This window comes from Tatumella morbirosei, assembly GCF_000757425.2.
Taxonomy (GTDB): domain Bacteria; phylum Pseudomonadota; class Gammaproteobacteria; order Enterobacterales; family Enterobacteriaceae; genus Tatumella; species Tatumella morbirosei.
Genome location: NZ_JPKR02000003.1, coordinates 1,837,639 through 1,859,919, shown reverse-complemented (window position 1 = coordinate 1,859,919; position 22,281 = coordinate 1,837,639). Strand labels below are relative to the sequence as shown.

Annotated in this window: 19 protein-coding genes; 10 read left to right on the top strand and 9 right to left on the bottom strand. The window is 51.2% G+C overall.

Features of this window, described 5'->3' with window-relative positions; genetic code table 11:
• Window positions 1–103 precede the first annotated feature (103 nt).
• Window positions 104–646, bottom strand: coding sequence for a LysM-like peptidoglycan-binding domain-containing protein (locus tag HA49_RS11335; protein ID WP_052752472.1), 543 nt, complete (start codon window positions 644–646; stop codon window positions 104–106).
• A gap of 325 nt (window positions 647–971) precedes the next feature.
• Between HA49_RS11335 and bamJ the strand changes: the two genes are divergently transcribed.
• The 3 genes from bamJ (at window position 972) to HA49_RS11315 (ending at window position 3,201) form a co-directional block, all read left to right on the top strand.
• Window positions 972–1,592, top strand: a complete 621-nt coding sequence (gene bamJ / locus HA49_RS11330) for a BamJ family beta-barrel-assembly machinery protein (RefSeq protein WP_038023492.1) — start codon at window positions 972–974, stop codon at window positions 1,590–1,592.
• A gap of 199 nt (window positions 1,593–1,791) precedes the next feature.
• Window positions 1,792–2,538 (top strand): 3'(2'),5'-bisphosphate nucleotidase CysQ, encoded by a 747-nt coding sequence (gene cysQ / locus HA49_RS11325; RefSeq protein ID WP_038023417.1) that lies wholly within the window; start codon window positions 1,792–1,794, stop codon window positions 2,536–2,538.
• Between the two features lie 456 nt (window positions 2,539–2,994).
• Window positions 2,995–3,201 carry a DUF1107 domain-containing protein gene (locus tag HA49_RS11315; protein ID WP_038023414.1) on the top strand — a complete coding sequence of 69 codons (207 nt, stop codon included), beginning with the start codon at window positions 2,995–2,997 and terminating at the stop codon, window positions 3,199–3,201.
• Window positions 3,202–3,239: 38 nt separating this feature from the next.
• On the opposite strand, the gene paeA is transcribed toward HA49_RS11315, so the two are convergent.
• Entirely contained in the window at window positions 3,240–4,583 is a 1,344-nt protein-coding gene (paeA, locus tag HA49_RS11310) for a polyamine export protein PaeA (protein ID WP_038023489.1), read from the bottom strand.
• A gap of 496 nt (window positions 4,584–5,079) precedes the next feature.
• Here paeA and tamA point away from each other — a divergent pair, with 496 nt between their 5' ends.
• Genes tamA through HA49_RS11295 form a run of 3 tightly spaced genes read left to right on the top strand, consistent with a single transcriptional unit; the run spans window position 5,080 to window position 11,065 of the window.
• On the top strand, window positions 5,080–6,825 hold the full coding sequence (gene tamA / locus HA49_RS11305; RefSeq protein WP_038023412.1) for an autotransporter assembly complex protein TamA: 1,746 nt from the start codon (window positions 5,080–5,082) through the stop codon (window positions 6,823–6,825).
• Window positions 6,822–10,712: an autotransporter assembly complex protein TamB gene (gene tamB, locus HA49_RS11300; protein ID WP_038023409.1), complete on the top strand. Its 3,891-nt coding sequence runs from the start codon at window positions 6,822–6,824 to the stop codon at window positions 10,710–10,712. The genes tamA and tamB overlap by 4 nt, the downstream gene beginning before the upstream one ends.
• Before the next feature lie 2 nt (window positions 10,713–10,714).
• On the top strand, window positions 10,715–11,065 hold the full coding sequence (locus HA49_RS11295; protein ID WP_038023407.1) for a gamma-glutamylcyclotransferase family protein: 351 nt from the start codon (window positions 10,715–10,717) through the stop codon (window positions 11,063–11,065).
• Window positions 11,066–11,118: 53 nt separating this feature from the next.
• On the opposite strand, the gene ppa is transcribed toward HA49_RS11295, so the two are convergent.
• On the bottom strand, window positions 11,119–11,646 hold the full coding sequence (gene ppa, locus HA49_RS11290; protein ID WP_038023405.1) for an inorganic diphosphatase: 528 nt from the start codon (window positions 11,644–11,646) through the stop codon (window positions 11,119–11,121).
• A 255-nt stretch (window positions 11,647–11,901) separates the two neighbouring features.
• On the opposite strand from ppa, the gene HA49_RS11285 reads away from it, so the two are divergent.
• Complete coding sequence (locus HA49_RS11285) at window positions 11,902–13,458, top strand: methyl-accepting chemotaxis protein (RefSeq protein ID WP_245610179.1); 1,557 nt, start codon at window positions 11,902–11,904, stop codon at window positions 13,456–13,458.
• A 48-nt stretch (window positions 13,459–13,506) separates the two neighbouring features.
• Here the strand turns inward: HA49_RS11285 and fbp are convergent, their stop codons facing one another.
• Window positions 13,507–14,514, bottom strand: coding sequence for a class 1 fructose-bisphosphatase (fbp, locus tag HA49_RS11280; RefSeq protein WP_038023402.1), 1,008 nt, complete (start codon window positions 14,512–14,514; stop codon window positions 13,507–13,509).
• Between the two features lie 152 nt (window positions 14,515–14,666).
• Between fbp and mpl the strand changes: the two genes are divergently transcribed.
• On the top strand, window positions 14,667–16,028 hold the full coding sequence (gene mpl, locus HA49_RS11275) for a UDP-N-acetylmuramate:L-alanyl-gamma-D-glutamyl-meso-diaminopimelate ligase (protein ID WP_038023484.1): 1,362 nt from the start codon (window positions 14,667–14,669) through the stop codon (window positions 16,026–16,028).
• A 41-nt stretch (window positions 16,029–16,069) separates the two neighbouring features.
• Here the strand turns inward: mpl and yjgA are convergent, their stop codons facing one another.
• Window positions 16,070–16,612 (bottom strand): ribosome biogenesis factor YjgA, encoded by a 543-nt coding sequence (yjgA, locus tag HA49_RS11270; protein WP_038023400.1) that lies wholly within the window; start codon window positions 16,610–16,612, stop codon window positions 16,070–16,072.
• A 114-nt stretch (window positions 16,613–16,726) separates the two neighbouring features.
• On the opposite strand from yjgA, the gene pmbA reads away from it, so the two are divergent.
• Together pmbA and cybC are read left to right on the top strand one after the other, a co-directional pair.
• Entirely contained in the window at window positions 16,727–18,067 is a 1,341-nt protein-coding gene (gene pmbA, locus HA49_RS11265; RefSeq protein ID WP_038023399.1) for a metalloprotease PmbA, read from the top strand.
• 76 nt (window positions 18,068–18,143) lie between these two features.
• Window positions 18,144–18,530 carry a cytochrome b562 gene (gene cybC, locus HA49_RS11260; protein WP_038023397.1) on the top strand — a complete coding sequence of 129 codons (387 nt, stop codon included), beginning with the start codon at window positions 18,144–18,146 and terminating at the stop codon, window positions 18,528–18,530.
• Between the two features lie 45 nt (window positions 18,531–18,575).
• On the opposite strand, the gene HA49_RS11255 is transcribed toward cybC, so the two are convergent.
• The 4 genes from HA49_RS11255 to HA49_RS11240 are packed head-to-tail and all read right to left on the bottom strand — an operon-like array spanning window position 18,576 to window position 22,233.
• Window positions 18,576–19,358 carry a class II aldolase/adducin family protein gene (locus HA49_RS11255; protein ID WP_038023395.1) on the bottom strand — a complete coding sequence of 261 codons (783 nt, stop codon included), beginning with the start codon at window positions 19,356–19,358 and terminating at the stop codon, window positions 18,576–18,578.
• A gap of 19 nt (window positions 19,359–19,377) precedes the next feature.
• Window positions 19,378–20,163 carry an ABC transporter ATP-binding protein gene (locus HA49_RS11250; RefSeq protein ID WP_038023393.1) on the bottom strand — a complete coding sequence of 262 codons (786 nt, stop codon included), beginning with the start codon at window positions 20,161–20,163 and terminating at the stop codon, window positions 19,378–19,380.
• Window positions 20,157–21,155, bottom strand: a complete 999-nt coding sequence (locus HA49_RS11245) for an ABC transporter permease (protein WP_038023392.1) — start codon at window positions 21,153–21,155, stop codon at window positions 20,157–20,159. The genes HA49_RS11250 and HA49_RS11245 overlap by 7 nt, the downstream gene beginning before the upstream one ends.
• Complete coding sequence (locus tag HA49_RS11240; protein WP_038023390.1) at window positions 21,136–22,233, bottom strand: ABC transporter substrate-binding protein; 1,098 nt, start codon at window positions 22,231–22,233, stop codon at window positions 21,136–21,138. Before HA49_RS11240 ends, HA49_RS11245 begins: the two co-directional genes overlap by 20 nt.
• Window positions 22,234–22,281: the final 48 nt, after the last annotated feature.

Below are 22,281 nucleotides of genomic sequence, written 5' to 3'. Positions count from 1 at the left end.
TACGTACGTACGTACGTACGTACGACGACGACGTACGTACGTACGTCGNTCNGCTCGTTTTTGTTTCTGTCTTTTGCCGGATGAAGCCGGACGCACACTGATTTTACTGGGCCCGGATAAAGCTGCCGTTGCTCTGACGGACAAACAGTACTGGTCCGTTGCTACCGTTAAGGGTTAACCCGGTGACCGTACCTCTGGCATTGATCCGCAACCGGATTTGTTGACCTGTCTGTAAGTTACTGAGCGGTTTATCCGCCCCTTCGACATTCGCCATCGCAAATACATCACTGACCGGCAAATTGTTGTCTCTGAATAACTGGGCCAGTGTCTCTCCTTCAGCTATCTGGTAGTTGTGCCATTGTCCCTGCGGGTCATCTGACGATGGCGCCGGAATAGAGGATGAGCTGTCGCTGCTGTTCTCCAGCTGTGCCTGCATCACTGTTGAGTTGTGATTCAGTGGCCGTTGTACCGGAAACTGCTGTGACTGACCCGGTAATAAAAAGCCGATGACCACCAGTATTACGCCGGCAAAGATTCCCCAGCGATGGCTGAGTGGCAGAGGATCCATCCAGTGCAACTTCCGGGGCCAATGCCCTACAGAACTGAGCAGGGAAGACTGACCGGCGGTATTTTCCTGTTTCCGCATACTCGTTTCCTCTGACGAAGTGAACAAACGGCGCAGGCTATGGGGCTTTATAGCCCTGATGGCATCTGCAACGCGACTTCGGATAGTAGGGTGCTGACGGCGGGCAAATTGGCCCATCTGTACTCTCTCTTATTATACGGCGAATGATTGTTGCGTTACGACTCTGATCTATTGTTTATAGCAGACCCGCAGATAGTTGCACTTTATGCCTGCTATTGTTTCTCTTTCAGAAAAAAAAGTCACCAGTTGCAGGTTCGGTTTTACCCCGGAGCCGTGCGCTGTTATGCTGCCGTCTCAATTATCCAGGATAAAACAGGAACAGGAAATGACGACTCTTTCTTTTGATAGCGTTGAAGCGCAGGCAAGTTACGGTATTGGACTGCAGGTTGGGCAGCAGCTGCTGGAATCAGGATTACAGGGATTACAGCCTGAAGCCTTACTGGCCGGTCTGCGTGATGCTCTGGAAGGAAACTCGCCGGCTGTCCCTGTGGACGTCGTACACCGTGCACTGCGCGAAGTTCATGAGCGTGCTGAGGCCGTACGTCAGGAACGTACTCAGGTGATGGCTGCCGAAGGCCTGAAATACCTCGAAGAGAACCGCCAGCGTGAAGGCGTCAGCAGCACCGAATCTGGCCTGCAATTTCGCGTACTGACTCAGGGTGAGGGTCCCATTCCTTCACGTCAGGACAGGGTTCGTGTTCATTATACCGGTAAACTGATTGATGGCACGGTATTCGACAGCTCAGTGCAGCGTGGCGAGCCGGCTGAATTCCCGGTCAGCGGTGTTATCGCTGGATGGATCGAAGCATTAACCCTGATGCCGGTAGGCTCGAAGTGGGAACTGGTGATCCCTCAGCAGCTGGCTTATGGTGAGCGTGGCGCAGGTGCATCGATTCCTCCGCTAAGCACACTGGTCTTCGAAGTTGAGTTACTGGAAATTCTGTAATTCTTCTGCTCAGTATAAACCGGCCGATGTGCCGGTTTTTTTTGGCTTAAATTTGGTGATACAGCCGATATAAGGGGATTGGAGCACAGGTTTTTGCATTCAACAGCCTTCTGCACGCCCTGAAAAAATACGTTACACTGAAAAACTGAAATTAATGATGCATCTCTGTCACGGGATGCCGATTGTAACGAGGTGAATCATGCTGGAACAACTTTGCCAGTTGGCGAGAGCGGCCGGGGCGGAAATTATGCAGATCTATGATGCCAGCCAGCCCACCGAAGTTTTGCACAAAGCGGATAACTCGCCGGTCACCGCGGCGGATATTGCGGCCCATCATGTGATCCTCGATGGGTTATCGACACTGACCCCGGACATTCCGGTATTGTCGGAAGAGTCCCCGGTCTCCTGGGAGGAACGTAAACAATGGCAGCGCTACTGGCTGGTTGATCCGCTGGATGGTACTAAAGAGTTTATCCGTCGTAATGGTGAATTTACCGTGAATATCGCTCTGATTGAACAGGGGGAACCCGTCGCGGGGGTCGTTTATGCACCTGCCAGCGATCTGATGTATTTTGCGGCTGAGGGTAAGGCGTGGAAAGAAGAGCAGGGGGTTCGCAGTCAGATTCATGTTCAGCAGGCCAGCCCTCCGCTGGTGGTTGTCAGCCGCTCGCATGCGGATGCTGACAGCGAGCTGAAAGAGTACCTTAGCCAGCTCGGCGAGCATCAAACCGTTTCGGTGGGCTCTTCGCTGAAATTTTGCCTGGTGGCTGAAGGTAAGGCCCAGCTCTACCCGCGTTTCGGACCCACCAATATCTGGGATACCGGAGCAGGCCATGCCGTTGCAAAAGCGGCCGGTGCCCATGTGACTGACTGGGCCGGAAAAACGCTGGATTACACCCCCCGGGAGTCGTTCCTGAATCCTGGTTTTCGGGTTAGTCTGTTCTGATAATCACTCTTCTACCGGAATAAACTGCTGCTTTCGTTTGCCGCAAAGGCTTATAGCACAGGAAAACAGCAGATTTCAGGGGCCTCGCGGGTGTGATGTTGTGGCTTTTTGTGCGGCAGAAATATTTCTTTAACTTCGTTATCTGCCGCGAATCGCTGCTTTACCCGGCCTTTAACTGCGCCGTTTACCTGCTATTTTATCCTCGTTTCATTTTACTGAAATATATCCCCTGCATGATACGCGCTCACGAGTTGTTAATGATTTGTGTGATACTGCACAGATATTGGTTTTATACTGTATTATAATAAATATACAAAATATAAGACTATTCCATGATGATTTTGTGGTTTATCTGATTGAGCGGTGGGGCACTTTTTTAGTAAGTTGTGGTCATAACAGTGAAATCCGCTAATGGATCTCTGACTGTCAGGGCATCAGCAAGTAAGGATCATAAGGATGAAGATTTTTCAGCGATATAACCCTCTGCAAATCGCTAAATACGTCAAAACGTTATTTAAAGGCCGTTTGTATATTACTGGTATTGGGGCTTTTGACTTCGATAAAGGCAGGTTGTTACTGCCGTCTGTAAAAGATAAGCAGCAACTGAATGTGATGTCGGAGATTAACCGGCTGGTACTGCGCTTACAGGCAGAATATCGTTAAAAAAAGCCAGGGCGCCGTCAGGCGCCCTGATTATTAGTTTAGTTAACCGTCGTACTCTCTTCAGCAACCACGGTTCCCGGCGGAGCCACAACGGCAGGTCGCTCGTCTATCCTCGTGACCAGTAGCTGATCGATACGATAGCTGTCGATATCTACCACTTCGAACTTATAGCCTGAGAACATCACAAAATCAGTGCGTTTCGGTATTTTCCTTAGCATGTACATCATAAAGCCACCGATGGTTTCATAATTACCGTTATGCGGGAACTCATCGATATGTAAGACCCGCATCACATCGTCGATAGGCGTGCCGCCCTCAACCAACCATGAATTTGCATCCCTGGCGACAATTTGTTCTTCAAAGCCCTGGCCGACCAGGTCACCCATCAGAGTTGTCATCACATCATTCAGGGTGATAATACCCACGACCAACGCATATTCATTCATAATGACTGCAAAGTCTTCACCTGCTGATTTAAAACTTTCCAGCGCTTCTGACAGGGTCAGGGTATCCGGGACTATCAGTGCCGACCGGATCTGTACACCACTGTTGAGGGTCAGGCTCTGGTTGCCGAGTACACGTAACAGTAATTCTTTGGAATCGACATAACCGATGATATGGTCAATATCGTTATTGCAGACTAAAAATTTGGAATGCGGATGGCGTGCAATTTTCGACTTCAGGCTTGCTTCATCTTCGTTCAGATCAAACCAGACAATATTTTCACGGGAGGTCATCGACGATGGAACAGTTCGTGATTCCAGTTCAAATACGTTCTCGATAAGTTCATGTTCCTGCTTACGGAGCACCCCTGCAAGAGCACCGGCTTCTACCACCGCATAGATATCATCAGGAGTGATGTCATCTTTACGGACCATCGGTATTTTGAACAGGCGGAATATATTGTTCGCCATACCGTTGAAGAACCACACCAGCGGGCGGAATACCATCAGGCAAAAACGCATTGGGTGGATGATCCGCAGGGCGATGGCTTCCGGCGCAATCATACCGATGCGTTTCGGTGTCAGGTCAGCAAACAGAATGAACAAACTGGTGACGATGGTAAAGGAGCAGATAAAGCTCAGTTGGTCGGCTATTTCCGGCGAGAAAAAACGCAAAAAAAGTGAGTTAAAGGCCGGAGAAAACGCAGCATCGCCAACGATACCGCCCAGAATGGCGACGGCATTCAGGCCAATCTGTACCACGGTAAAGAACATGCCCGGCGATTCCTGCATTTTCAGGATATGTTGCGCCCGCACATCTCCTTCATCTGCCAGTAATTTGAGTTTAATTTTGCGGGCGGCTGCCAGCGAAATTTCAGACAGAGAGAAGAAGGAACTGATCACTATCAGTAATAAGATGACAAATAAGCTATCTAACATAAAAGGTCCAATTTTTATACTTTTGTCATTTTTGGCGTGGGCAACAGAAACATCCACGTATGGCATTAAGGCCACACCGGCTATCCGCGCCAAAAATGTCTGTCCGGCAGCTCAATAGCGTACCTCTCAGACAGAAACGATTCAGGTTTTCCTGAGCGCCGATTATAACAGCAGCCACAGAGACGCCGCCAGAGGGAAAGGCGAACAATTTTTCATCACCAGGGTAATGTATCGCTAACGGAAAAATAGCAGTTTTTTATCTCAGCTTTTTGGGTGAGTTTGCAGCTTAAAATTGCTGGATTAGTTTTTTATCTTACTATGGGTGTTGTGTTAATTGATGCATTTACCGACAATACCCAATGAGTCTGTTATTTTTATCTTTTTTCGTTGTTTTTTTACCCCCGGGACCGGATGGACGACTACGCTGTAGATAAGGTATTTAAATATACTCCGGGTGATGACTCCGGGAAAACGGCCGGTATTAACAGGAGTTTGCGTGCCACGTCTACGTTTATCGCTATATGGTGTGACGGTATTGCTTTTGGCAGCCCCTTCGCTTCCCGCTGCAACTGTTCAGTTGCAGCTGACAGGGCTTTCAGGCGAATTACAAAACAATGTCAGGATTCGCCTGGCGGCAATAGCCAGTGAAGAAGTCTCCAATGACAGTCGTTTTGAGGCTCGCCTGACCGACTCGATTAAAGAGAGTCTCAGAGCGTTAGGCTATTACCAGCCGGAAATCACCTTCCCGACGCCACCTGGCGCGTTGGCGGGTAAAAACACGGTTATCCGTGTGAATGTGGATGCAGGACCCCCGGTGAAAATTGCCGGCAGTACCATTTTGGTCGAAGGGGCTGGCAGCAAAGATCCTGATTACATTCAGTGGGTGAATAAAGGGCGGCCGAAGAACGGGACCGTACTGAATCACGGACAATATGACAGTTTTAAAAGCGGTTTTTCCAGTATCGCCCTGCGTAAAGGCTACTTTGACGGTGAGTTTAAAAAAAGCCAGCTGGGTGTTTCGGTTGACCGGCATGAGGCTTTCTGGGATCTCGATTATGACAGTGGGCCGCGTTATCGCTTCGGAGATGTCAGCTTTGAAGGGTCGAATATTCGTGAAGAATATTTGCGCAAGCTGATCCCTTTCCATAAAGGTGATTATTACAGTTCTACTGATTTGGCGGAATTAAACCGCCAGTTATCAGCAACGGGCTGGTTCAGCTCAGTCGTAGCCGCTCCTGAGTTTGATAAAGCACACACCACTAAAATTCTGCCGGTAAATGCAGCATTGACTCCGGCGGTTAAAAACTCGGTAGAGACTGGTATCGGCTATTCCACCGATGTCGGACCGCATGTTAAAGCGAGCTGGAAACGGCCTTGGGTTAACGAATACGGTCACAGTCTGTCGGTTAACACTTACCTGTCACAGCCTGAACAACAGCTGGACACGAGTTACAAGATCCCATTACTGAAAAGCCCGCTGGAGCAATATTATCTGTTGCAGGGGGGCTTAAAGCGTATTGACCTGAATGATACCAAATCAGATACCTCGACTCTGGCGGTTTCCCGTTACTGGGAAAATAAGTCGGGCTGGCAAAAAGCGCTCAATTTACGCTGGAGTCTGGATAACTATACCCAGGGTAGCGTTTCAGATAAGACCATGCTGATCTATCCCGGAGTGAGTGTAAACCGGACCCGCTCGCGCGGCGGGATGATGCCGACCTGGGGTGATTCTCAGCGCTATTCGGTTGATGTGTCTGACACTACCTGGGCATCAGACGTTAATTTTGTTATTTTTCAGGCACAAAATGTCTGGATCCGCTCGCTGGCGGAAAAACATCGTTTTGTTTTCCGTGGCAACTTTGGCTGGATAGAAACCAGTGACTTTGAACGTATACCTCCTGATTTGCGCTTTTTCGCCGGGGGAGATCGCAGTATCCGGGGTTATAAATATCAGGGCGTTTCGCCTCGCGATTCAGACGGCAAGCTGACCGGTGCTTCGAAGATGGCTACCGGCTCAATTGAATATCAGTACAACTTCACCGGGAAATGGTGGGGGGCGGTGTTCGTTGACTCTGGTGAAGCGGTGAATAATTTTAAAGATACAGATATTAAAACCGGGACCGGATTTGGTATCCGCTGGGCGTCTCCTGTGGGACCGATCAAACTGGATATCGCCGCCCCGGTGGGTGATAAAGATAATCACGGAGTACAGTTTTATATAGGGCTGGGGCCGGAACTATGACGCGATGGAAGAAAGTCCTGACAGGGATCCTGATTTTTTTATTGCTGCTGCTGACGGTGGTGGGTTTTCTGATTGGTACAGCACCCGGCCTGCATCTGGTGTTTAACAGCGCCGCACGCTGGGTGCCCGGGCTGCAAATACAGCAGGTAGAAGGTGGCTGGAGCAATCTTACTCTCAAAGGGCTGAGATACCAGATGTCCGGGGTGAGTGTATCCGGTGATGAACTGCACCTGTCGTTGGATGCTTCATGCCTGCTGCACTCTTCAGTCTGCGTTAACGATATTTCTCTGAAAGATGTCAGCGTGGTGGTGGACAGTAGTAAGATGGCTCCTGCTTCGCCACAGAAACCGGAGGAAGAGAGCAGTAGCGGGGATATCTCCACACCGTATCCCATTATACTGCGACATCTTGGTTTAGATAATGTCAGTGTCAAAATTGACGATACCGCGATTGCCCTGGGAAGTTTCTCTACCGGGCTCAACTGGCAGGGGCGTCAGCTAACGCTGACACCGACCAAAATCGCCGATCTGCTGCTGGCGCTACCTAAAGCGAAAGCGACTACTCAACAGGCTTCTGCTGAGGCGGTGGCTAAACAGACGGATAAGCTGAAGGATAATGTTGCTGCGACAGCAGGACAACCCACAACCCCGACAGCCACCGCTGCGACCGGCACCGATCATCCTGCGGCTTCAGAGCCGAAAACCGCAACGACGAAACCTCAGCCGGTACCGGAACAATCACCGTCAGAGATGCTGAGAGCGTTGTTTGCTAAACCCTTACTGAATCTGCCTGAGTTTCGTTTACCGCTGGATCTGACTATTGAAGAGATCCGCGGGGAAAACCTGCGCCTGACCGGGGATACCGATCTCACCGTCAACCAACTGCTGCTGAAAGCTCAGGCCGTCGATAATAAGGTGGATTTACAAACCCTGAAAGTGAACGCTCAGCAGGGAATTCTCAGTGCGACCGGTCAGGCAACTCTGAATGGTGACTGGCCGCTGAATCTGACGCTGAACAGTGATATCAATATGGACCCGGTGAAGGGCCAGAAAGTGAAGCTGGTGATGCAGGGAGCGGCCAAAAAACAAGTCAGTCTGAATCTTAATCTTTCCGGACCGGTGAAGGCTCAGTTGCAGGCAATGGCTCAGCCAGCAGTGACCGGGCTGCCGTTCTCATTATCTCTTAACAGTTCTCAGTTGCGCTGGCCGCTGACGGGTCAGGCTGACTGGCTGGTGAAAAATCTGGCGCTGAACACGGGGGGTAAAGCGACGGATTATACCATCTCATTGCGGACTTCGGTGTCCGGTAGCACCATACCCCCTGCAGATATTGCCCTCGAGGGTAAAGGGAATACCGATCAGTTCTCACTGGATAAGTTACGGGTGTCGGCGTTACAGGGCAATGTTGATCTTCATGCGCTGGTGGATTGGACCAAAGCGATTAGCTGGAACAGCCAGCTGACACTGAGTGGCATTAATACCGCGAAGCAGTATCCGGACTGGCCGGCGAAACTTGACGGTAGTATGACGACCCGTGGCAGTCTGTATGGCGGTAGCTGGCAGGTTCGGGTGCCATCAGTCTCACTGACAGGTAATGTGAAACAGAATGCGGTAAACGTAAAAGGTTCGCTTTACGGCAACAGTTACAACCAGTGGAATATCCCGGGGATCAGCCTGTTGCTGGGGCAAAACCGGCTGGAGGTGAAAGGTACCCTGGCCGATAAAATTAACCTTGATGCCACTATCGATGCCTCACACCTTAACAATGCTCTGCCAGGACTGGGTGGAGTAGTGACAGGAGCGATTAATGCCCGCGGTACGCTGCAACAGCCGGAACTGCAAGCCGATCTTAATGGCCGTGGTCTGCGTTGGCAGCAACTGAGTATTGGTAGTTTTAGCCTGAAAGGGAATGTCAGTTCGGCACAGCAAATTGCCGGAAAACTGGCATTACGTGTTTCGCAGTTACAACAGGCGGCATTAAAAATTAGCAGTATCGTGCTCGATGCCAGTGGCAACGAAAAACAGCACCAACTGAAGTTGACGGTGGCAGGCGAACCGGTGTCGGGTCAATTGCAACTAAACGGTAGTTTTGACCGGCAGACCCAACGCTGGCAGGGCGCTCTCAGCAATACACGGTTCGACACACCGGTGGGAGAGTGGCGGCTGAGTAAGGCCGTCAGCCTGGATTATAAAAATGTGCAGAAAACCATTACGGTGGGTACCCATTGCTGGCTGAATCCGAATGCGCAGATTTGTATTCCGGAACCGGTAGTCGCGGGTGCTGACGGGCATGCACGCATTCAACTGAGTCGCTTCGATTTAGCGATGCTTAAGCCAGTATTACCGGCAGATACCCAACTTAAAGGGGTATTCAGTGGTGACGCCCGGGTGAACTGGACGGCCGCCGGTGGTTTGCCCACCGGTAATGTCACCCTGACCGGTAAAGGCGTTGAGGTAAAACAGAATGTTCAGGGCAATATTTTACCGATAGCCTTTGATGTTTTAAACCTGAAAGCCTCACTGGTAGGGGGGAAAGCCCAACTGGGATGGCTGGTGAAGATTGCCAATAATGGGCAGTTGGACGGCAACATTCTGATTAATGATCCACAGAAGGTGCGTAACCTCAGTGGTACGGTCAATATTACTAACCTGTCACTGGCAATGTTTAATCCGGCCCTGGCGAAAGGAGAACAGATTAAGGGGATGCTGAATAGTCAGTTGCGACTGGCCGGTAATCTGCAAAATCCACGGGTATTCGGCCAGACGGCCTTAACTGACATGGTGCTAAGCGGCAATTTTATGCCGGTAGAGATGACCGCAGCAAACCTGAAACTGATATTCTCCGGAGTCAGCTCAACCCTGCAGGGGCAGATCCAGACACGACAGGGTTCTCTGAATCTGACAGGTAATGCCGACTGGGCTCAGCTGGATAACTGGCGCGCGCGGATCGCCGCCAAAGGTGAAAAAATCCGGGTGACTGTCCCGCCGATGGTCCGGATGGATGTCTCGCCGGATCTGGTATTTGAGGCCACGCCATCGGCCTTCAACCTGGACGGTAAAGTGGATGTCCCTTGGGCAAGAATTACCGTACAACAGGTCCCGGAGAGTGCTGTAGGTGTTTCTTCTGATGAAGTGATGCTGGATGATAATCTGAAGCCGATTCAGCCTAAAACCGCATCAATCCCGATAAACAGTAATTTAATCATACATGTAGGGGATAATGTTCGGCTGTCTGCTTTTGGTCTGAATGCCCGTCTGACCGGGGATTTAAAAGTAATACAGGATAAGAATGGACTAGGACTGAATGGACAGATTAATATCCCGTCAGGACGCTTCCATGCATATGGTCAGGATCTGCTGGTACGCAAAGGACAGTTACAGTTCTCCGGTCCGCCGGATCAGCCGTATGTCAATCTGGAAGCTATCCGCAACCCTGATGCGACAGAAGATAGTGTAACCGCGGGAATTCGTGTGACTGGTCTGGCTGATGAACCTAAAGTTGAAGTGTTCTCCGACCCGACGATGTCTCAACAGGAAGCGCTGTCTTACTTATTACGCGGGCAAGGACTTGGCAGTGACGGTGACAGCAATGCACTGACATCGGCACTGGTTGGGTTAGGGGTTGCTCAAAGTGGTCAGGTCATGGGCAAAATCGGCGAAACCTTCGGTGTGAGTAATCTTTCTCTCGATACCGCAGGGGTCGGTGATAGTCAGCAGGTGCAGGTCAGCGGTTATGTCCTGCCAGGGCTACAGGTGAAATATGGTGTCGGATTATTTGATTCTCTGGCAACCTTGACACTACGCTACCGGCTGATGCCTAAACTCTATTTGGAAGCGGTGTCTGGTGTCGATCAGGCGCTCGATTTGCTTTATCAGTTTGAGTTTTAGCAATGCGAATAATCGTCTATGGCAGTTTAAGGCGCAAACAAGGAAACAGTCATTGGATGACCAATGCGCAGTGGTTAGGAGATTATCAGGTCGAAGGTTACGATCTGTATAATCTCGGCCTTTATCCTGGCGTGGTTGCCGGGCAGGGAAGTGTTTATTGTGAAGTGTATCGGATTGATGCCACGACACTCGGTGAGCTGGATGCGTTACGTACCAGGGGGGGAGAGTACAAGCGTCAGTTACTGTCCACACCCTACGGTACTGCATGGATGTATATCTATCAGCGCCCGGTGGCGGGTCGTCTGCAGATTAAGAGCGGCGACTGGCTAAAAAGGGATGAAGAGTTGTCATAAATAAAAAACGCCGTCTGAGACAGACGGCGTTTTTTTATCCGCAAGGCAGCAGATTACTTCTTCGCACGTTCAAAAGAAGAGACGATTTCTGCTTTCGCTGCAGCCGCATCGGCCCATCCGTCAACTTTTACCCACTTACCTTTTTCCAGGTCTTTATAGTGTTCAAAGAAATGGGTGATCTGCGCACGCAGTAATTCCGGTAAATCAGTTACATCTTTCACGTGATCGTATTCTTTGGTCAGTTTGCTGTGGGGAACAGCAACGACTTTTGCATCTTCACCGGATTCGTCGGTCATTTTCAGAACGCCGACCGGACGGCAACGGATCACTGAGCCATGCTCTAACGGGTAAGGTGTAGGAACCAGAACGTCTACCGGGTCACCATCCAGTGACAGGGTATTATTGATGTAACCGTAGTTACATGGGTAGAACATGGCGGTAGACATGAAACGGTCAACAAACAGGGCGCCTGATGCTTTATCAACTTCATATTTGATCGGGTCAGCGTTTGCCGGGATTTCAATGATTACATAAATATCTTCTGGCAGATCTTTTCCTGCCTCAACCAGGTTCAGACTCATCGTTTAATTCCTTCAATGACATCAATTAAGTGCCCGGTATTATAGCTAACTGACAGTGAAAGTATTGCCTCTTTTTCTGCTTTCAGAGTGATCCGCCCAGTGCTTTATGCGAAAAGACACCCTGTACAAAGCGCTGCCGGATACCTCAGCTTCTCCGGTCACTCAGCATTGGCTCATAAAGCAGGTAAAGGATTGGTGGCCGGGGACGATAAACAGAGTATTCCTCCCCGCAAACCTGTTAAGGAATGGGTTGTTATGCTGTTTAAATTGTCCCTGCGCAGCGGATTGCTGATTATTCTGATACTGATGGCGGCTCTGCTGATGGTGGTCAGTGCCACCGGGTTCTTCGCGCTGAATGCGGCAGACCACTCACTGACCGAAATTAACCGTATCCATGAAAATGAACTGGCCAGCCTTTACCAGAGTAACAGTGATCTTTTGCATGGACGTTCGTTGGCCGCGCTGGCCGCCCGTAAAGCGGAACTGGGCGACAACTCTGCGGCCGCAAAATATTTGCAGGATGTGAAAACGGCGGTCGCCAATTCCCGGTCGCATATGAGCATGTTCCTGAAAGCGGGGACTGTCACCCTGAAAGGTAAGGAAATGGCAGAAGATGTTGCCCTGAGCTTTCAGGCCTATATGGATCAGGCCATACTGCCGATGGTGGATGAACTACAACGTGGTGACCTGGCTGGTTATTACCTGAGCATAGAAAAATTTCCGGCGTTGATGGCTGCGTTTAGCCAGTCAGTGCAGAATTTTAACCGTTATGCCACTGATGTTGCGCAGCAGCAGTTTGTTCTGGCGGGAGACCGTAAATGGCGTATGGACGTGTTACTGATTTTTTGTTCGGTGATAGCTGCCGGAACTATGGTGGTCAGTTGGCGTATTTTACGTAAAGCATTACTGACGCCATTGTTTCTGGTGCGCGAGCATCTGACACTGATTGCGGACGGAGACCTGACCCGAACTGTCCCTTTGACCGGGAGTAAAGACCTGCATGTGGTGATGAGCACGTTGCAACATATGCAGAACTCGCTGACCCATTCAGTACAACAGGTCTCGGGAGCCAGCGTTCAGATTGACCTTGGCTGTCGGGAACTAGGGGCCGGGATTGTTAATCTTTCGCAGCGGACGGAGGAGTCTGCGGCTTCTCTGGAACAGACCGCAGCGAGTATGGAACAGATCACAGCCACTGTGCGGTTAAATGCCGGCAATGCGCATCAGGCCTATCAGTTAGCTACCCGCGTATCTGAAACGGCTCACCGTGGGGCGGATGTGGTGAATCAGGTGGTGGTTAAAATGCAGGATATCACCCAGAGCTCGCAGAAAATCGGCGATATTCTGGGCATGATTGATGATATTGCCTTTCAGACCAATATACTGGCGCTTAACGCCTCGGTAGAGGCGGCCCGCGCCGGCGAGCAGGGCAGAGGATTTTCGGTAGTTGCCAATGAAGTCCGGAGCCTGGCACAACGCAGCGCGAATGCAGCTAAAGAGATCAGACAGTTGATTGTGGCTTCACAATCCCAGGTCGCGGATGGCAGCAGGATGGCCAGCCGTGCCGGCACAGCAATGAATGAAATTTATTCCGAAGTATCGCAGGTCAGTGTACTGATGAAAGAGATTTCGGTAGCTTCAGATGAGCAGAGCCGTGGGATTGAGCAGATTAATGTTGCGGTAACACAGATGGATGAGGTCGCCCAGCAAAATGCGGCGTTGGTGGAACAGGCCACATCAGCCACTCAGGCGCTCGAAGAACAAAGTGCGCGATTACAGCAAACGGTGACGGCATTCAGGCTGACGGCCTGACAAAAGATTCACCCACAGTGGTAGCGTTCTGTGGGTGAATACCGCAGATTAGTTCGCGTTGTCGTCCGGATTATCACGGATTAAACGTTCAACATCATCCACCATCGCCGTATTGCCGACAAAGAACGGGCTACGCTGATGGATAGTCTGCGGTTTGAGTTCCAGGATACGATTAACACCGTCGCTGGCTTTACCACCCGCCTGCTCCGCCAGGAAAGCCATTGGGTTGCATTCATACAGCAGACGCAATTTCCCTGTCGGATAACTGGCGGTGCTTGGGTACAGATAGATACCGCCTTTCAGCAGGTTACGGTGAAAGTCTGCCACCAGAGAACCGATGTAACGTGAAGTGTAAGGACGATGAGTCTCTTTATCTTCCTGCTGGCAGTACTTCAGGTACTTCTTCACGCCGTTAGGGAAGCGAGAATAGTAACCTTCATTAATTGAATAGGTGGCACCATAGGCCGGGAAGGTCATACGTTCCTGGCTCAGACAGAACAGGCCGAGTGAAGGATCATAAGTGAAGGCATGCACGCCGTGACCGGTAGTGTAAACCAGCATCGTGGAAGAACCGTAGACCACATAACCGGCGGCAACCTGCTCAGTGCCGGGTTGCATAAAGTCTTCTTCGGTGACCGGAGTACCGACAGGGGTGATGCGGTGATAAATAGAGAAAATAGTACCGACCGAAACGTTAACGTCGATATTCGATGAACCGTCCAGTGGGTCCATCAATACCACGTATTTACCGTTCTCCACGCCTTCAAAAATAACAAACTCATCTTCTTCTTCAGAGGCGATACCGGCGACTATGCCACGGGCTTTTAGTGCAGATTTCAGCTTTTCGTTGGCAAACAGGTCGAGCTTCATCTGCTGCTCACCCTGAACGTTTTCGACGCCGTTAGCACCCAGAATATCCACCAGGCCTGCTTTGTTGATGTCGCGATGAATCACTTTCGCGCCAAGTTTGATTGCTGAAATCAGTGCAGTTAACTCACCGGTAGCGTGCGGAAAGTCATTCTGCTTCTCAACAATAAATTCACCCAATGTTTTCATAACAATTCTCTGGAAAGGTTAATTAATGAATTACCCGATATTAACACTATTGCAAACTTAACGGGCGTGAATAACTTAATCAATCATCCTATTTCTTAGTTATCAGCTCTGGCGTTACACTGTACAGTAACTTTTGGGCAATGGATCAGTTTATGCGCATTCACATTCTGGGTATTTGTGGCACCTTTATGGGCGGGCTGGCAATTCTGGCACGCTCGTTGGGGCACGAAGTGACAGGTTCCGACAGCAATGTTTACCCGCCGATGAGTACTCTGCTGGAAAAACAGGGTATTGAACTTACTCAGGGCTATGACCCTCAGCAACTGCAGCCCGCACCGGATCTGGTGATTATCGGGAATGCCATGGGCAGGGGAAATCCCTGTGTTGAGGCTGTACTGGAAAAAAATCTTCCCTTTATGTCCGGCCCGCAGTGGTTGCATGATTTTGTTCTACGGGATCGCTGGGTGCTGGCCGTGGCCGGAACTCATGGAAAAACGACCACTTCCGGAATGCTGGCATGGATCCTGGATGCCTGTGGCCTGGCGCCCGGTTTTGTGATTGGTGGCGTGCCCGGCAACTTTGATGTGTCCGCCCGGTTGGGGGACAGCCCGTTCTTCGTTATTGAAGCGGATGAATATGACAGCGCATTTTTCGACAAACGTTCAAAGTTTGTCCATTACTGCCCGCGGACACTGATCCTGAATAACCTGGAGTTTGATCATGCCGATATTTTTGATGATCTGCGGGCGATTCAGCGCCAGTTTCATCATCTGGTGCGTATTGTGCCAGGCCTCGGAAAAATTATCTGGCCAGAACAGGACAGCAATCTGCGTCAGGTGATTCAGATGGGGTGCTGGAGTGAGCAGGAAACGCTCGGCGAAAACGGACACTGGCGGGCGCAAAAGCGCAATGCAGATGCTTCTCACTGGGAAGTGCTGTTCGATGGACAGCCGGTGGCTGAGGTGAACTGGTCGCTGGTGGGTGAGCATAATATGCATAATGGGCTGATGGCCATGGCTGCCGCGCGGCATGTGGGTGTCACTCCCCGGGATGCCGCCGCTGCCCTCAATAATTTTATTAATGCCCGTCGTCGTCTGGAATGGCGCGGTAAGTTCAATGACGTTGATGTGTATGATGATTTTGCTCATCACCCGACAGCCATTCTGGCGACATTGTCGGCATTACGCAGCAAACTGGGAGGCAAAGCCCGGATTCTGGCCGTGCTTGAGCCCCGGTCAAACACCATGAAACTGGGCATCAGTAAAAATGATCTGGCACCATCACTGGCCAGGGCGGATCAGGTCTTCCTGTTCCAGCCGCCCCACATTTCATGGCAGGTGTCTGAAGTGGCTGAAGCCTGCATGCAACCGGCACACTGGAGTGCCGATATCGATACTCTGGTTGAAATGATTGCCCGGGAAGCGCAGCCAGGCGATACCATACTGGTGATGAGTAACGGCGGCTTTGAAGGTATTCATCAAAAACTACAACAGCGGCTGGAAAAACTCAGCTGATCCGCCGGCAGGGCGATACTTTCGCCCTGCCGGAACCATTATCAGGCTTCTGCCAGTTCACGCAGGTACTGAAAAATCAGTCGTGCGGATTTTGGTGGCTTATTAGCGGATTTCTCTTTCTGAGCATTACGGATAAAGCTACGCAACTGCTGACGATCAGCCTCCGGATAAAGATTAATGACTTCGGCGATGGCATCATCACCCTGCTCAATTAAACGGTCACGGATGGCTTCCAGTTTATGGAACAGTGCTACCTGCTGGTTATGGCGGTTTTTAAGCTTATCTAACGCCTGACGTAACGGTTCGACGTCACGTGAACGTAATAATTTACCGATGAGTTGTAACTGACGGCGACGGGCTTCTTTTTTGATACGTTGTGCCAGTTCAATAGCATCACGCAATTGCTCATCCAGCGGAATGCGTTCCAGCTCGTTTTTGCTCAGGTCAATCAGTTCGGCACCGAGGCGTTTAAGCTCTTCGGCATCGCGTTTTATCTCACTTTTACTGACCCAGATAATCTCATCATCTTCATCTTCCTGCGGGTCTGGCTCGTTGTCGAGCCACTCTTCTGGCTGTCTGGTCATTATTGGGCTCCTGAAAAAAGAGGCTAATGCTAACAGGTTACAGGGCGACTGCGAAATTGTTCTCTGACTCTGATAGACTGAATATCTTCATACATAAGAGTAGACGGCGGATCGATGAACGTATCAACTCAGGTTGCAGAACAACGTAAACAGCTGGAACAGGCAGTGTCTCATGCACTGGAACTGGCCAAAACCAGTGCGGATGGTGCAGAGGTCGCGGTAAGCAAAACCACCGGCATCAGTGTCAGTACCCGTTATGGCGAAGTGGAAAATGTTGAATTCAACAGTGATGGTGCATTAGGTATCACCGTCTATCTGCAACAGCGTAAAGGCAGTGCCTCTTCAACTGACCTGAGTCCGGAGGCTATCCAGCGTACAGTTCAGGCAGCAGTAGATATTGCCCGCTATACCTCGCCGGACCCTTATGCCGGGGTTGCCGAAAAAGATTTACTGGCCTGGGATGCACCGGAGTTAGATCTTTTCCACCCGCTGGATATCGAAGTCGATCGTGCCATCGAGCTGGCGGCTGAAGCCGAACAGTTTGCCCTGCAGGCAGACAAACGAATTGTAAATACCGAAGGCGGTAGCCTGAACAGCCACGCCAGTATCCGGGTGTTTGGTAACAGTCACGGCCTGCTAAACAGCTATTGCAGCAGTCGGCATGGTATCTCTGCCAGCGTGATTGCTGAGCAGGATGGCCATATGGAACGTAACTACGCTTATACGGCTTCCCGTGATTTTGCTGATCTGCAGTCTGCACAGTGGGTGGGTGAAGAGTGCGCGCGTCGCACACTGGCACGGCTGGCACCGAGAAAGCTTTCCACGAGGGAAGCGCCGGTGATTTTTGCCTCTGAAGTGGCGACCGGACTGTTTGGCCATCTGGTCGGAGCGATCAGTGGCGGAAATGTTTATCGCAAGTCTACTTTTCTGCTGGATTCCCTGGGTAAACAAATTTTTCCTGACTGGCTGACCATTGAAGAGCGGCCGCATCTGCTGAAAGGTGTGGCGTCTACACCGTTCGACAGTGAAGGGGTGCGTACCCTTGACCGGACGATTATCGATCGCGGTGTATTACAGGACTGGTTACTGACCAGTTATTCGGCCCGTAAACTCGGTTTACACAGCACCGGGCATGCCGGGGGTATTCATAACTGGCGGATTGCCGGTCAGGGCAGTTCTTTCAGTGAATTGATGAAACAGATGGGCACCGGACTGGTGGTCACGGAACTGATGGGCCAGGGTGTCAGCGCGATTACCGGTGATTATTCACGCGGAGCGTCAGGGTTCTGGGTCGAAAATGGAGAGATCCAGTATCCGGTCAGCGAGATTACTATCGCCGGGAACCTGAAAGATATGTGGCAGAACATGGTCACTGTCGGGGATGACATCGAAACCCGCAGTAATATTCAGTGCGGTTCGGTGTTGTTATCCGGGATGAAAATTGCCGGCCAGTAGCGCGGTGATACCCTGAGGGCTCCGGTGACAATCATAATTATGCCGGGCCTTGAATATTCACATTAAGGAGTGAGCAATGCATAAATCGTTGAAAACAGCACTCTCTGCTGCGTTACTGCTTTCCTGCGCCACAGCCTATGCCTTACCGCTGGAACAGGATATGGACATTTTAGGTACCGAACTGGCGACGGTACAGAGCACCGGGAGTGCCGCAGAGATGCAACAGGCTTTGCAGAAGATGCACGATGCTGCGGAAGATGCAAAGAAATCGACCCCCTATAAACTGCAGGGTCAGGCCGCTGACAGTGAGGGGATAAAAGAATACCACGCCGGGTTGGATCAGCTGATTGCCCAGATAGCGGTGGTGGATAAACTGGCTGCTGCCAATAAATTACCGGAAGCCAAAGCAGAAGCCAAAAAGCTGGGTGATATCCGTAATCAGAATCACAAAAAGTTTCGCTAGATAATATCCGCCAGCACTATCCTGTCGGGACGGTGCTGGCAGTTATCAGCGCAATTCCGGATCGGGCAGAGAACGGAGTAATGCCTGCCAGTGTTTACGGGTAATCGGGTCGTTACCGTCACGGAAACGGGACGATTGCTGACGAACCTTATCAATCGCGTCCTGCGGCGCCAGTAAAATATTTTCCCGTCCACCGGCCAGGGCGGCTATCTGAATATTACAGGCCCGTTCCAGCATATGTAGATGGCGAAATGCCTGAGCAATGTTTGTACCCGCCGCCAGTAAACCATGATTACGCAGGATCATCACATCACTGTCTCCTAAATCACGGACCAACCGTTGTTGTTCGTCCAGATCGAGAGCAATACCTTCATATTCGTGGTAGGTGATGCGTGAGTAAAAACCCAGCGCATGTTGTGAAATGGGCAGTAAGCCTTCGCGCTGTGCCGATACGGCGACCCCATCGCGGGTATGGGTATGCAGAATGGCTTTCAGATCAGGACGGGCTTCATGAATAGCGCCATGAATAACATAACCCGCTTCATTAATTCCGAGCCCTGTCGGGTCATCGATAATATTGCCGCGCACATCGATTTTAATCAGACTTTCCGGGGTAATCTCTTCAAATAACAGACCGTAGGGGTTAATCAGGAAATGTTCTTCCTTCCCCGGTACCCGCGCCGAAAAGTGGGTGTAAATATGGTCGGTGAGCTTCAGTTGTGCGGCCAGCCGGTAGGCGCGGGATAAATCCAGCCGCACGGCATATTCTTCAGCAGACCAGGGATGTGCCGCAAGGGTGCTGTGACGAGCTAAAGTGTCTGTACTCATAAGGATTCCTGTCGATAAGTTACCAGTCGGTCCCCTGGCCCAGCAGGGCCAGAATTTCCTGACGTTGTTTCACCAGCAAAGGAGCATCACGATGGCGCGGGAAAGGCGCCGGATTATGAAATTCCGCGAGAATACGGGCAGGACGTGGTGAAAACACCACCACCCGATGACTGAGCAGCAAAGCTTCTTCAATATCGTGGGTGACCAGCACGCTGGTATACCCCTGGCTTTGCCACAGGGTGATCAATTCGCTTTGCATCCGGATTCGTGTCAGTGAATCCAGTTTGCCCAGCGGTTCATCCAGTAGCAGCAACCGCGGTTCATTTAGTAAGGCTCTGGCCAGCGCAGCACGCTGTGCCATGCCTCCGGAAAGTTGTGCCGGCCAGGCATGAGCAAACTCCTGTAATCCGATACGGGAAATCAGTTGATCGGCTTTTGGCTGCTGGTCTTTAAGTTTTCTGGCCTGCGGGCCAAGCAGAACGTTCTGTCGGACTGTCAGCCACGGGTAAAGCGTCGGATCCTGAAATACCAGAATCCGGTCAGGGCCTGGCGCGGTCACCGGCTGGTTATCTGCCAGCAACTGTCCTTGTTGTAGTGGTTCCAGGCCAGCCAGCAGGCGTAGCAGGGTAGATTTACCACAGCCTGAAGGACCGAGCAGCGCGACACTCTCGCCTGGTTCAATGTGCAGACTGACATTATCCAGCACCGGCAGTTGTTTATCTTTCAGGGTAAAGCGATGACTGATATTTTGCAGGCGAATACTCAGCCCACGGGAATCGTCTGTTGCCAGTGCGGTATTTACCATTTCATGGTTCCTTTTTGCCAGCGTAACACCCGGTTTCTGACGGCAAACAGCAGGCTAATCAGACCTGAACACAGCAGAGCCATCAGTATTAAGGCCGCATACATATTGGAATAGGCTGCCCAGCCTTGCGCCCATTGCAGATAGAAGCCGATTCCCGATTTCACACCGACCATTTCGGCCACGATTAATACCGAGAACGAGGCACCCAGACCCATAAACAAACCAACAAACACACTGGGTAAGGCCGCAGGAATAGCAACCCGTAAGATCAGAAAGCGCGAGTTTCCGCCCAGGGTACGTGCCACGTCGTACCACGCCTGATCGATACTGGCGACGCCGGACCAGGTGAGTACTGTGACCGGAAACCACGTTGCGAGAGCGATTAAAAACACGCTGGCCTCGTGGCTGGTCGGAAACAGGAAAAAACAGAGTGGCAGCAGGGCTGTTGCCGGCAGAGGCCCCAGTACCCTGAGCAACGGATGCATCCAGTAGCCGACCCGCGGCGACCAGCCGATCGAAAGTCCGGCAATAAAGCCAAATAATGTCCCCAACAGCACCCCACTGAGCAGCAAGGACAGTGAGTGATACAGGCTGTCCAGCAGGCGTGGCCAGTCATCGTGGAACACTTGCAACAATGCCTGAGGTGGTGCGAAAAACGGCACCGGCAGTACCAGCAGTTTAGCGGTCAGGATCTGCCAGCTACTGAGTAGTACCGGCAAGGCTATCAGCCATGCTGCGGCAGTCTTCAGGCGTGGCAGATGGTTGACCCAGTGTCGGAAAGTCAGGGTCAGCACCAGCAAAAACAGGGCGATAGCGGTGTTGATTTCTGCCCACAACTGCGAGTAAGGCCAGTCTCTGGCGCCGTCAGGCCAGTAAAGGGTAATAGCGGCCGAAACCAGCCAGAACAGAGCGGCAATTCCGCCTTTGGTCCAGAGCCTGGATATCCCCGGGCGGGCGGGCGAAGCCAGGTTATCAGGCGAATACATTTGCATAAATACTCTCCGAGAACTGGTGAGGATTTACTGAAGCACTAATGACCTGCACCCGTTGTAAATCGGTTACATAGCGGGTCAGCTCGTTAACAAAGACCTCACCGACCGCGTGATGGTCATGGGATTCACTCATCAGAATGGCTGAAACTTCCTGTGGCGTGGTATTCAGTGCATGAGCCATGAATTCGGTGCCTACTTTTTGCGGGTTTTTTGCCGCAAAGCTGTGGGCATCCAGCAGAGACTGGGTGAGGGCTGCGGCTGCGGCTTTATGCTTACGTGCCAGGGTGCCACTGACTCCGATAACGCAGCAACTGAGGTTGGCATATTCACCGGTCATATTGCTGGCCAGGAGTTTGTATTTACCGGTGTCCAGCATCCGGGTACTGAAGGGTTCACTGCCGCTGATGGCGGCAATTTCACCATTATCCAGCGCCCGGGTCATCAGGTCTGCCGGATAGACCTTCCACTGGACATCGGCAATGGGATCGACGCCATGATTCTTCAGCAGAATGGCAAAAAAGTTCTTATCGGGACCGGCCATGTCCGTGACGCCAATCGACTGGCCTTTCAGGCTGCTCAGTGAAGTAAAGGTTGAATTTGCGGTGGTCAGCAGACTCAGGCATCCTCCATGGGTTCCCGCCGTCAGTTTGACATCGAACCCCTGCTCAAGGGCTTTTAACCAGCGCAGCGCCATCCCGATACCGGCATCGGCTTTGCCGGTAGCAATAGCCTGTAACAGTACATCGGTCGAGTTTCCGAAGTTGACGAACTCGACATCCAGGTTGTACTTGCTGAACAGATTCTGTTGCTGTGCTACTGTGACCGGCGCAATACAGATAGCATTTTGATTAATGGCCAGTTTTAATTTAAATGGCTCCGGTAAACGTAGCGAAGAAGTATCCGCAACCCCGCCTTTGGTATTGTCAGCCGTCTCGATCATTCCTGCCATCCCGGCCATTGAATTGCTGGAGGGCTGTGCAGCCCACAATGATGAAGAAAATCCTCCCAGTAACGGTGTGGCAGCCAACCCGGAACTTAGCGCCAGAAAGCGCCTGCGGGACAATACAGAAGAGCGCATAGAATAATTCCTTGTCATCAGTTCCCTGTGGCGGGAAGAAAGTTATTG